11 protein-coding genes (1 of these 11 only partly in view) are annotated in these 11,333 nt (G+C 66.1%); 7 read left to right on the forward strand and 4 right to left on the reverse strand.

Features of this window, described 5'->3' with window-relative positions:
* The 4 genes from Q0L25_RS13225 to Q0L25_RS13240 all read right to left on the reverse strand — a co-directional run.
* Positions 1-94, reverse strand: partial view of a hypothetical protein gene (locus Q0L25_RS13225; protein ID WP_296614951.1) — the start only. The gene continues 263 nt to the left of window position 1, outside the view; only the first 94 of its 357 coding nucleotides appear in the window; its start codon is at positions 92-94; its stop codon lies beyond the left edge, outside the window.
* Positions 95-215: 121 nt separating this feature from the next.
* Positions 216-1,292, reverse strand: a complete 1,077-nt coding sequence (locus tag Q0L25_RS13230; protein ID WP_296614953.1) for an acyltransferase — start codon at positions 1,290-1,292, stop codon at positions 216-218.
* An 85-nt stretch (positions 1,293-1,377) separates the two neighbouring features.
* A complete protein-coding gene (locus Q0L25_RS13235; protein ID WP_296614956.1) occupies positions 1,378-2,448 on the reverse strand; it encodes a glycosyltransferase in 1,071 nt (356 codons plus the stop codon).
* Complete coding sequence (locus tag Q0L25_RS13240) at positions 2,445-4,919, reverse strand: DegT/DnrJ/EryC1/StrS family aminotransferase (RefSeq protein WP_296614957.1); 2,475 nt, start codon at positions 4,917-4,919, stop codon at positions 2,445-2,447. The genes Q0L25_RS13235 and Q0L25_RS13240 overlap by 4 nt, the downstream gene beginning before the upstream one ends.
* Positions 4,920-5,019: 100 nt before the next feature.
* On the opposite strand from Q0L25_RS13240, the gene Q0L25_RS13245 reads away from it, so the two are divergent.
* The 7 genes from Q0L25_RS13245 to Q0L25_RS13275 all read left to right on the forward strand — a co-directional run bounded on the left by Q0L25_RS13245 (position 5,020) and on the right by Q0L25_RS13275 (position 11,306).
* Positions 5,020-5,487, forward strand: a complete 468-nt coding sequence (locus Q0L25_RS13245) for a (2Fe-2S)-binding protein (RefSeq protein WP_296614959.1) — start codon at positions 5,020-5,022, stop codon at positions 5,485-5,487.
* Positions 5,484-7,637, forward strand: a complete 2,154-nt coding sequence (locus Q0L25_RS13250) for a molybdopterin cofactor-binding domain-containing protein (protein ID WP_296614961.1) — start codon at positions 5,484-5,486, stop codon at positions 7,635-7,637. Before Q0L25_RS13245 ends, Q0L25_RS13250 begins: the two co-directional genes overlap by 4 nt.
* Entirely contained in the window at positions 7,634-8,260 is a 627-nt protein-coding gene (locus Q0L25_RS13255) for an Isoquinoline 1-oxidoreductase subunit (RefSeq protein WP_296614962.1), read from the forward strand. The genes Q0L25_RS13250 and Q0L25_RS13255 overlap by 4 nt, the downstream gene beginning before the upstream one ends.
* Before the next feature lie 178 nt (positions 8,261-8,438).
* A complete protein-coding gene (locus Q0L25_RS13260; protein ID WP_367184135.1) occupies positions 8,439-8,786 on the forward strand; it encodes a poly(R)-hydroxyalkanoic acid synthase subunit PhaE in 348 nt (115 codons plus the stop codon).
* Positions 8,787-8,884: 98 nt separating this feature from the next.
* On the forward strand, positions 8,885-9,955 hold the full coding sequence (locus Q0L25_RS13265) for an alpha/beta fold hydrolase (protein WP_296614964.1): 1,071 nt from the start codon (positions 8,885-8,887) through the stop codon (positions 9,953-9,955).
* A complete protein-coding gene (locus Q0L25_RS13270) occupies positions 9,952-10,485 on the forward strand; it encodes a GNAT family N-acetyltransferase (RefSeq protein WP_296614966.1) in 534 nt (177 codons plus the stop codon). Before Q0L25_RS13265 ends, Q0L25_RS13270 begins: the two co-directional genes overlap by 4 nt.
* A 35-nt stretch (positions 10,486-10,520) precedes the next feature.
* Positions 10,521-11,306, forward strand: coding sequence for an alpha/beta fold hydrolase (locus Q0L25_RS13275; protein ID WP_296614969.1), 786 nt, complete (start codon positions 10,521-10,523; stop codon positions 11,304-11,306).
* The last annotated feature ends 27 nt before the right edge of the window (positions 11,307-11,333 follow it).

Here is an 11,333-nt window from a genome sequence, read left to right on the forward strand (position 1 = left end):
CCTTTTGTCCGCTGGCGAAATAGGATTGCCGGCAATCCCTCTTCAGGCTCAGCGCCTTCTTCTCCTGTGGAGTACGGTTTCGCTTCAGGGTCATGCGCTAAGAATGCCCGATAATCGGGATATCCGCAATTGGACCTCCAGCGGTTTGCCGTGTGACGAGTACTGGCCGGAACTTGCGCCAGCCCGGCGGACGTTTCACCGTCGGCGCCGATTTCTTACACCGGATGTGCCGCAATCTCTTCGCCGATCGACGGCTTCATCGCCGCCCGCTTTCGGATCCATTCCCGGACCGGCTCCTCGTAAAACAGGAACAGCGCGACCGATCCGGCGATCAGGATCGGATATTGCAAGGCGACCATCGCCTTGGACGATCCCAACAGCGTGAGCACCGCGAAATGCACTGGCTGGTGCATAAGGTACAGAGCATAGCTCGCAGCCCCCAATAGCACGAGCCAACGAGCGCTCAGGGCGCGGGCGAAGCGGGAGTGCTGGTCGCCGGCAATCGCAAGGATCAACAGCGCCGACAGGGCGGTCGCGAAGGCGGCGATGCGTGGCGTCGTGGCGACGGCCAGGCCTGCGAGCAACAGCAAGGCGATGGGCCAGGCGGGGATGCGCACTCTGTAACCCCTCAGGTGCAGTTCGGCGGCGAACATCCCGATCAGGAATTCGGGCAGGCGAAGCAAGGGCACCGGCGTCCACTTCATCCAGGCGAACAAGGCGTACTGATTGTCGATCAGTGCGGAACTGCCGGTGACCGCGGCAAATACCAGGAGGGCCGCTGTCAGCCCCAATAGCGAGCCGTTCCCCAGCTTTTCCGCCAGGCGCGAAAGGAACGGGAAGCAGAGATAGAAGAAGAATTCTACCGACAGGGTCCAGGTCGGCATGTTCCAGTCGGTCCAGCCGAACGCGCCATTGGGGATCCACCAATGCAGCAGCAGGAATTGCGGCACATCCGCCCAGCCCTTGAGCGTCGCAAATGGCAGCATCGCCAGGACGGCGAGCAGATAGACCGGATAGAGCCGGGCGAAGCGTGCGACCCCGAACCTCGTCACCTGTTTCGACGTCGCGATCCTGCCGCGATACGTCAGGTGCAGGATGAAGCCCGACAGCACGAAGAAGAAGGTCACGCCAAGATAGCCGTTCAACAGCAATGTCTTGAGTGGGATGGGGATGTGCGGGCTGGCGGCGGCGAACGCCGCCCCCGAATGGTAGAGCACCACCGCGAACGCGGCGAAGAAACGGATGCTGGTAAGCGGTCCGATCAGATCGGCACCGCCGGTGCGGTTCGACACGTTGCCCCCTCCTGTCTCGGACAAGGCATTGCGTGTGGCGCGTCCAATGGCAAGCAGTATGGCGCCGTCTCGCCCGGACGTCGTCCTACGCGGCTCGGCCCTTCCGGACAGCCGTTCGCGCACCGCCGATGAGCCGCGAGCCGAGCAGTTCCTCCATGCTTGAATAGCCCAGGCCGAGATGGTCAGGCCGCACCGCCATCGCCGCCATCAGCCCTATCGTACCGGCCTTGAGCCCGGCACGAACCACGCGGCCCCAGCGCAACGCCGATTCCCAGCGGATCATCCGCAAGCTTTCCGCGTCGACCTCACGCGTGGCGATGAAATGAGCCTGCAGCGCGCCGATCGTGCGGCCCAGCCGCTCGAACGTCGCACGGTCATAGACGGGCACGGCGCGCATCAGATGCTCGATGATGAGCTTGGCCCCAACCTCGGCATCGTCGAACCCTTCGGCCGCATAGCTTTCCGCGAGCACCCGCATAGCATTGCTGCTCATCGTCTCGGCATAAAGCTGCGACGCGCCGGCACCATGTTTGCGGTAAAGCAGCAACGGATCGTCGATCCGCGCGATGCCTCCCCGACGTGCCATGCGATGATAGAGGTCGAAATCCTCCGCATAGAGGTAATCAGGCCGGGTGAACTCGACGGCGGGTGAAACGCGGTCCCGGCGCAGCATGACGGTCGACCAGACCAAGGGATTCTCGATCCACAACAGCCATTCGACCAGCCGCGGCGTCGTCACCGGCGACTTGATGCTCGACGTGACTGCGCCGTCCTCGAGGATCGCCGCGCTCGCCGCGACCAGGGCGATATCGGGGTGCGCGTCGAGATAGGCGACCTGTCGTTCCAACCGGTTCGGCAGGCAGATATCGTCCTGGTCGAGCCCCGCGATATAGCGTCCGCGGGCCTCGGCGAAGGCGCGGTTGCGGCTGCGCACCGGACCGACATTCCGGTCGGCCGCGATGACGCGGAGGCGCGGATCGGGGCACGCACGCAGCACCGCGAGCGTGTCGTCGGTCGAGCAATCGTCGACCACGATCACTTCGAAATCGGTGAAGATCTGCGCCCATAGACTGTCGAGCGTCTCCCCGATCAGTGCGGCGCCGTTATAAGCAGCCATCACCACGCTGACCGCCGGGTTGGTCCGCAGGCCGCTCATGCGACGGCCCTTTGTTGCTCGCCGAGCACCTGATCGACGATCATCTGACCGACATCGTTCTGCCATTGCCACAGGCCATTGGCCTGGCCGCGGAAACTTGCCTCGCCACCCATCCGGCCCCAGGGCACGAAGCCTGCCGCGAGCCCGATGCCGAACGCACCGGGGATCGGCCGGTCGTGGGCGTCGAGTATGCGGCAATAGCGGTCGACCATCGGCCGTCCGGCGTGCGCGGCGAGCGAAAGCGGCGTTCCGTCCGCTTCGAGCAAGGACAAAGCGCGCGGGCGATATCCCAAGGCGGCGATCACCAGATCCGCATCCTCGACAATTGCCCGCGCCTCACCATCGTCGTCCGTGATCCGGTGAACCGCCACGCGCGGGTCCGGCGCGCGGCCGTCGACCTGCAGCATGCGCAGCACGAGCTCTCGCGCCTCCAGGCGAAAGCCGCCGAGGCGATAGACGAACCCCGATACCGGGCAGATGTCGTCGGGGCCGAAATCGGAGAAATTATCCGCCAGCGCCGCGGCCTCGCTATGGTAGAAGGGGCGCAGCGGCCGGCGATGGAGCAAGGTAATGCCGCCGGCACCGAACGCGATGCCTGGGCGGCTGCGCAACAGCAACGCGACGCTGGCGAGCGCACTGGTCGAGCCGCCGATAACCGCCACTTTCGGGTTGCGTTTGCTGCGCAGCACATCGGCCGCGCGATCGAGCCCACCCAATGCGAGCAATTCGTCCGACAGGAGCAGCCGACCGTCGGCGAGGCGATGCAACGGCGCGCCCGCGACGTCGCGCGCCACCAGATCGTCGAGCGGTTGGTGCCCGCCGGTCGCGATCACGATGCCGTGCGATCGCCGCTCGCTCTCGCTGCCATCGGCCAGCCGCCGCAGCCGCGTCACCCAGCCGCCTTGCGGCAAGCGTCGCGCTTCGACCACTTCGTGCCCGGTCGCGACATTGCCGCCATTGGCCGCGACGATCGCGCCGAGGCGGTCGCCGGTCACGCGCAGCAACGGCCCGGCATCGCTCAACGGCACCCCAAGCGCGCCGACGAACCTGGCGACCTGCCGCGCCGCGGGATGATCGATCAGCGCGGCAACCTCCGGGTGGGGATTGTCCCTGACCGCCGACAGAAAGGTCTCGGCGGTCGAATCCGACGAAATCGCATATTGCCCCAGCCGCCCGCCACCGAGCGCATCGTCGCGTTCGACGATGGTCAGGCCGGCACGGACGAGCGCAAACAGCCGATCCTGTTTCGACGCGGCGGTGAGGAGCGCGGTGCCGGCCGGACCTCCGCCGACGATCAGCATCGCGTCCACCTTTGCAGCGCGTGCGCTCGCGGGGACGCCCTGCGCACAGATCGCCGCATTGGCGCGCGCCGCGATGTGGCGCGCATCGGCCGTGGTCATGCGATCGGAAATGGGAAGCGAGACGATGCGATCGGCGACATGGTCCGCAGCCGGCGTCGAACCGACAATGGCGTGATCGCGAACCCAGGGCTGCTGTCCGAGATGCGGACTGAAATAGCTACCGCAGCCGATGCCGTCGGCGGCCAGCGTGGCGACGAAGCGGTCGCGATCGACCCCGTCGGGGAGCAAAGCCGGCATGAACTGGAGCGCGCGGCGATCGCCTTCGACAGCCTGCAGCGTCATGCCATTGAGCATTTCGCGATAGCTCGCCTCAACCTCCGCGCGGTGTCCAGCCACGGCGTTCAATTCGGCCAGCTTGAGCCTTGCCATCGCCGCGACCAGTTCGGACATCTTGGCGTTCATTCCCGGCAGGACTGCCGAGCGGCTGCCGGCGAAGCCAAAATTGGCCATCGCGCGCAGTTCATCGATCAGCGCCGGGTCGCCGCAATGGATCAACCCGCCCTCGGCGACCGCGAAGGTCTTGGTGGCGTGAAGCGAATAGACGATCGGGAACGGCGCGCCCGCGCCGAATCCCTGGCCGTCGGCATCGATCGTGCCGAGCGACGCGGCGGCGTCCACGACGACGCCGACCTGGTGCCGCCGCATCATCCAGGCGTAGCGGTCGAGATCGATCGCATTGCCGAAGGTCGCATAGGGCACGACGACCGCGACCTGGCCGGCATATCTCTGGAGCAGGCGCTCCTCGGCGGCGGCGCACATCGACCAGTCGCCCGGATCGATATCGGCGAGCAGCGGGGTCAGCCCGCACCATTCGGCGGCCTGAGCGGTTGCGGCGAAGGTGAAGGCCGGCATCATGGCGAGCTTGCCTGTGCCGCGCTCGCGCCCCGCCGCCTGGCGAATTGCCAGCATCAGTCCCAGGGTCGCGTTGGCCACGCCCAGGCAGGCGCCCTGGCCGCCGAACAAGCGATCGGTCGCTTCCGCCTCGAATGCGCGAAGTTCCGGCCCGTTGTTGGAATAAATGCCCGATTGCTCGACGCGCGTCAGTACGCCGAGATGCTCGCTGAGACGCGGCGGATTGGGGTCGACCAGCGGGTAGCGGAGTTGGACCATGGCCGTCCGGCTTAGCGGCGGGGACCTAAAAACAGGTTACGCTTGGCGGGGGATGGTTACAGCGTTAACCTCTCCTGGCAAACACCAGGGAGACGGTGGTATGGCGGTCGAATTCCTCCTTAACGGCAAGCACATGTCGTTCGACGGCGATCCCGACACGCCTCTCCTCTGGGTGATCCGGGATCATGCCGGGCTGACCGGCACGAAATATGGCTGCGGCATCGCGCAATGCGGTGCCTGTACCGTCCATCTCGACGGCAAGAACCGGCGGTCGTGCGTGACGCCGATCGACACGGTCGCGGGCAAGACGGTCACGACGATCGAGGGCGTCTCGGGTCCGATCGCCGAGGCGGTGCAGAAGGCCTGGGTCGCGATCGATGTGCCGCAATGCGGTTTCTGCCAGTCGGGCCAGGTGATGAGCGCGATCGGACTGCTCGCGCAGAAACCCAGGCCGACCGATGCCGATATCGATGCCGGAATGGCGGGCAATATCTGCCGCTGCGCGACCTATGTCCGCATCCGCCAGGCGATCAAGGATGCCGCAGCCGGCGCGAAGGTGTCGGCATGACCGCGCTCGCCACTGACCGCCGCCAGTTCCTCGCCGGCTCCGGCCTGGTACTCGGCCTGGTGCTGCCGATGCGTGGCGCCAAGGCGATGGCGCCCGCCGGGCCGACCTTCGCTCCCAACGCTTTCGTCCGGGTGCTGCCCGACAACACGGTCAGCGTGGTCATCAAGCATGTCGAATTCGGCCAGGGGCCGGCAACCGGCCTGACCACGATCGTCGCCGATGAGATGGACGCCGACTGGGCGCAGATGCGGATCGAGTTCGCGCCCGCCAACGACCCGCTCTACAAGAACCTCGCTTTCGGCACGATGGGCACCGGCGGCTCGACCGCGATGGCGAACAGCTGGATGCAGATGCGCAACGCCGGGGCCGCGGCGCGCGCGATGCTGGTCGCGGCCGCCGCCAAGACCTGGGGCGTACCGGCGAGCGAGATCAAGGTCGCCAAGGGCGTCGTCAGCCATGGCGCGAAGAAAGCGAGCTTCGGCGATCTCGCCGCCACCGCCGCGACGATGCCGGTGCCCGACAAGCCGGTGCTCAAGACTCCCGAGCAATGGACGCTGATCGGCACCGACATCCCCAAGATCGACAGCCTGATCAAGTCGACCGGCGCGGCGCAATTCACGATGGACGTGAAGCGCCCCAACATGCTGGTGTCGGTCATCCAGCATCCTCCCGCGTTCGGCGGCAAGGTGAAATCGGTCGACGACAAGGCCGCGCTGGCGGTGCCCGGCGTGGTGGCGGTGAAGGCCATCCCGCAGGGTGTCGTGGTCTATGGCAAGGACACTTATGCGGCGATGAAGGGCCGCGCCGCCCTCAATGTCGACTGGGACCTCAGCCAGGCCGAGACGCGCTCGAGCGAGGCGATGCTGCGCGACTATCTGGCGCAGGCCGGCAATCCCGGCACGCAATGCGAGGCGAATGGCGATGCCGCCAAGGCGCTGGCCGGCGCGGCCAAGACGATCGAGGCGACCTATGTCTTCCCGTTCCTGGCGCACGCGCCGATGGAGCCGATGGATGCGGTGATCGAACCCAAGGCGGGCGGTGCCGATTTCTGGTGCGGCAGCCAGTTCCAGGTCGGCGATACACGCGCGGTGGCGGGCGTGCTCGGCGTGCCGTTCGAGGGCATGACGCTGCACGAACAATATGCGGGCGGCAGTTTCGGCCGCCGCGCTACGCCCGACATGGGCCACGCGGTCGAATCCGCCCAGGCGGTCAAGGCGCTCGGCGGTACCCAGGCGGTCAAGCATATGTGGACGCGCGAAAACGACATCACCGGCGGCCGCTACCGTCCGCTGATGGTGCACAAGGTGCGCGGCGGGATCGATGCCAAGGGTGCGATCGTCGCGCTCGACACGATCACCACGGGCCAGTCGTTCATGATCGGCACGATGTTCTTCGATGCGAAGGAGCCGTTCGACGATGCGATGGTCGAGGGGCTGACCAAATCGGCCTATGGTTTCCCCAATCTCCGCGTCGGCGTCAACGTGATGAAGAATGGCGTGCCGACCTTGTGGTGGCGCTCGGTCGGCAACACCCACACCGCTTATGTGATGGAGACCTTCCTCGACCGGCTGATCGAGCTCGGCAAGCAGGACCCGATCCAGGCGCGGCTCGGGCTGATGAAAGAGGAGCGCGCCAAGACGGTGCTGAAGCGGGTCGCCGAGCTTGCCGGCGGCCTCGGCGCCAAATCGGGCCGTGCTCGCGGGGTCGCTTTCCACAAGAGCTTCGGATCGTACGTCGCGCAAATCGCCGAGGTGTCGGCCGGCAGCGACGGCCTGCCCAAGGTGCACAAGATCTGGGCGGCGATCGATTGCGGGGTGCCGATCAATCCCAATGTCATGCGCGCGCAGGTCGAAGGCGGGATCGGTTACGGCCTCGGCCACGCACTCTATGCCGATATCACCCTGGGCGAGGGCGGTGCGGTGCAGCAATCCAACTTCGACACCTATCGATCCCTGCGGATCGGTGAGATGCCCGATGTCGAGGTCGCGATCGTCAAGTCGACCGCGGATCCGACCGGGATCGGGGAGCCGGGCCTACCGCCGGCCGCACCCGCGGTCGCCAATGCCTGGCGCCGGCTGACCGGCAAGGTTGTCGAACGGCTGCCGTTCGCGCATCCCTCCAATCTGGCTGCGTCGGGAGGCAAGGCATGACGATGATCTCGCTCCCGCGGCTCGGTGTCATCACCCTGATCGCCTCGGTAATCATCCTGCCGCTGTCGATCGCGCATGGCGGCGAAGCGTCGGGGCTGAAGCCCGCCAGTGCGTTTGCGGGCATTGCCGACCGGAACGCGCGCTCGGCGGCGATTTTCACCGAGATGGGCAAGGTGCTGATGTCGCCGCGCTGCCTCAATTGCCATCCGCGCACCGACAGCCCGACCCAGGGCGATGCGATGTTGCTCCACGCGCCGCCGGTGACGCGCGGACCCGATGGCTTCGGTGCCGCGGGGATGGAATGCGCGACATGTCATGGTCCGCGCAATGCCCCGTTCGGCAATGGCGGCGGGTCGGTGCCGGGCAATCCCAAATGGCATTTGGCGCCGCGCAGCATGGCTTGGCAGGGCCTGACGCTCGGGCAGATCTGCGCGGTGATCAAGGATCGGACCAAGAACGGCGGGCTCAGTCTCGAGCAACTGATCGATCATAATGGCAAGGATGAGCTGGTCGGTTGGGGTTGGAATCCGGGCCCGGGGCGGGTCCCCGCGCCGGGGACGCAGGCGGAGTTCGGCGAACTGACCAAGGCTTGGGTGGAGAGCGGGGCGGCCTGCCCGAAGTGACTCCGTTCCTCTCCCTTCTAGGGAGGGGCTAGGGGTGGGTGCGACCGAAGGGAGCTCGCTACGCTCGCCACCCACCCCCGTCCCCTCCCTTGCAGGGAGGGGAGAAGTCGATGCTGCACCTTAACCCGCAGCAAAATGCTCGCTTGACCTGACCGGCAACCGGACTCAGGATGCCGCCATGACAAGCACCGATCCGGCCGCGTTCTTTCGCGAGCTGTTGGGCGAATGGGAGAGGATGGCCAATAAGGTCGGGGGCGACTACGCCCGCTCCGACGAATTCACCCGTGCGATGCACGGCGCCACCGCCGCGTCGATGAGCACGCAGGAAGCGATCAGCGCGATGATGACGCGCGCATTGGCCGCCGCCAACATGCCGAGCCGTGCCGAGATCGAGGATCTGTCCGGCCGCCTGGCGCGGATCGAGGATCAGCTGGGACGGATCGAAGCGGCGCTCGGTGGCAAGGCCGAACGACCCGCGCGGCCCAAGCCCAGCCGCACCCGCAAGCCGCCGGAGAAAAAGAGCTGACCCTGTTGGCCACCCATATTCCCGCGAACGCGGGAATTCAGGGTAACGAGCGGGTCGCTTGGGACCCCGGACTCCCGCTTTCGCCGGAGCATTACTGAGTGGCGACCGCCGCCTTCGATATCGCTGACAACGCCGCGCGCGAGTTCGAACGCGCGATGCAGCGCAATCTCAAGGGGCTCGACTATTTCCAGACCAGCGGGCCCACGCTCGGCGCCACGCCCAAGGACGTGCTGATCGAACGCGGCACGATGCGGCTTTATCATTATCACCCGCGCACCGATGACGTGTACCGCGTGCCGTTGCTGCTGGTGATGGCGACGACCAATCGCGGTTACATCTTCGACATGGTGCCGGGCCAGAGCCTGGTCGAATATCTGCTCGACGCGGGCTTCGACGTCTTCATGCTCGACTGGGACGCGCCGCGCGCCGACGAGCGCAGCCTCAGCCTCGAAAGCTACGTGCTCGATTTCCTGCCCGCCGCAGTAGCGCGGGTGAAGCAGGAGAGCGGAGAGGACGACGTCACCGTCGTCGCCTATTGCTTCGGCGGCGTGCTGTCGCTGCTCTGGGCCGCGCTCCATCCCGATGCCGGCCTCGCCAATCTCGTCACCTTCACCACCCCGGTCGATTTCTCCAAGATGGAGATGTTCCAGAGCTGGGCCGATCGCCGCTTCTTCGACGTCGACCGGCTGGTCGATACGTTTGGCAATTGTCCGGGCGATTATCTCTACACGGCGTTCGACATGCTGCGCCCGGGCCAGCGTGCGGCGGGGAATATCCGGCTCTACGACAACCTCTGGAACGACGACTTCGTGAAGTCGTATCGCATGTTCGACCGCTGGTCGGCCGATATCCTGCCGCTGGCGGGCGAATATTTCCGTCAGACGACCAAGAAGCTGATGTGGGGCAACGAATTGCTCGAAGGAACGCTGGAGATCGGTGGACGCCGCGTCGATCTCGGCGGCATCACGGTGCCGTTCCTCCACGTCGCCGCCGAACACGACCATATCGTCCCGACCGCCGCTTCGGCGCCGCTGATCGGCATGATCGGCTCCGAAGACAAGAACGAGATCGTGTTGAAGGGCGGGCATGTCAGCCTCGTCGCGGGCGGTAACGCGATCAAGCGGCTATGGCCCAATCTGGTGGAGTGGCTTGGAGTGCGATCGACATGAGCCATGCCATCCGCCGTTTCCGCCCTGAAGACGCCGATGCGATGGTCGCCTTTGCACGGGGCCTGCCCGAACACGACCTGCTGTTCCTCAGTCGCGACGTGCGTGAGCCGCGCGTCGTCGCTGCCTGGCTCAAGGCGATCGAGGAAAGCGAGATCGACAGTCTGATCGCCGAGGACGATGGTCAGATCGTCGCGACCGCCGCTTTGGTCCGCGATCCGCTGAGCTGGAGCGCGCATGTCGGCGAAGTGCGGTTGCTGGTCGCGCCTGGACGGCGCAACGCCGGGCTGGGCAGCGACCTGCTCCAGGGTATTTTCATGATCGCGAAAGAACGCGGGCTGAGCAAGCTCGTCGCGCGGATGACGGTCGATCAGACCGGGTCGATCGCCTTGTTCGAAGGCGTGGGTTTCCGGGCCGAGGCGATGCTCAAGGATCAGGTGCGCGGCACTGATGGACGCAGCCACGACGTCGCGATCCTGAGTTACGACGCTGCACGCGTGGCGGCGCTGCACGCCGCGACCGGGATCGAATGAGGGGGGCGGTGCGTAGTCACCGGATGAAAGACACCATGCAACAAACCGATATCCAGACCAAAGCGCCCTCGGCGCTCCTCGCGCTGACCGAATTGCCGCGCGCGCTCGCCGAACTGGGCGCATTGCCCTGGGCGGCGCCGCTGCTCGCTACCGCACCTCGCGGCGACGGACACCCGGTGCTGGTGCTGCCGGGATTCGTCACCACCGACCGATCGACCGCCATCCTCCGCGGCTTTCTCGAGGGGCATGGCTATGACGCTCATGCCTGGGAGCTCGGCCGCAATCTCGGCCCCAAGGCGATCGGTCGCCACGGACAAAAGCTGGTCGCGCGCATTCTGCAGGTGCACGAAGCGACCGGCAAGAAAGTCAGCCTGGTCGGGTGGAGCCTGGGCGGAGTGATGGCGCGACTGGCAGCCAAGCGCATTCCGCACGCGGTGCGCCAGGTGATCACCCTGGGCTCGCCTTTTTCTGGCAGTCCCAAGGCGTCGAACGTCTGGCGCGCTTATGAGATGCTGACCGGACAAAAGGTCGACGACGATCACACCCGGTCGCAGCTGAACGAGGTGTCGTCACCGCCTCCGGTACCCTCGACCGCCATCTATTCGCGCGGCGACGGCGTGGTTGCGTGGCAAAATTGCTGCGAGGAAATCGGCCCGACCAGCGACAATATCGAAGTCTATGGCAGCCATTGCGGCCTGGGGATCAATGCCAGCGTGCTTTATGCGGTCGCGGACCGGTTGGCGCAGGCGGAGGACGATTGGCACCCGTTCGAACGCACGGGGCTCAGGGCGTTGGTGTATCCGTCCGCGGGGCATGCTTGATAGCAAGTGAGGAGAAAAGCCCCTCCC

The sequence above is a fragment of the Sphingomonas sp. genome (assembly GCF_024508665.1).
Lineage (GTDB): Bacteria > Pseudomonadota > Alphaproteobacteria > Sphingomonadales > Sphingomonadaceae > Sphingomonas.

What these genes read in the sequence shown, in the direction of transcription:
- Q0L25_RS13235 (WP_296614956.1), bottom strand. Translation starts at nt 2,448, where the DNA reads ATGAGCGGCCTGCGGACCAACCCGGCGGTCAGCGTGGTGATGGCTGCT.
- Q0L25_RS13240 (WP_296614957.1), bottom strand. Translation starts at nt 4,919, where the DNA reads ATGGTCCAACTCCGCTACCCGCTGGTCGACCCCAATCCGCCGCGTCTC.
- Q0L25_RS13245 (WP_296614959.1), top strand. Translation starts at nt 5,020, where the DNA reads ATGGCGGTCGAATTCCTCCTTAACGGCAAGCACATGTCGTTCGACGGC.
- Q0L25_RS13250 (WP_296614961.1), top strand. Translation starts at nt 5,484, where the DNA reads ATGACCGCGCTCGCCACTGACCGCCGCCAGTTCCTCGCCGGCTCCGGC.
- Q0L25_RS13255 (WP_296614962.1), top strand. Translation starts at nt 7,634, where the DNA reads ATGACGATGATCTCGCTCCCGCGGCTCGGTGTCATCACCCTGATCGCC.
- Q0L25_RS13260 (WP_367184135.1), top strand. Translation starts at nt 8,439, where the DNA reads ATGACAAGCACCGATCCGGCCGCGTTCTTTCGCGAGCTGTTGGGCGAA.
- Q0L25_RS13270 (WP_296614966.1), top strand. Translation starts at nt 9,952, where the DNA reads ATGAGCCATGCCATCCGCCGTTTCCGCCCTGAAGACGCCGATGCGATG.
- Q0L25_RS13275 (WP_296614969.1), top strand. Translation starts at nt 10,521, where the DNA reads ATGCAACAAACCGATATCCAGACCAAAGCGCCCTCGGCGCTCCTCGCG.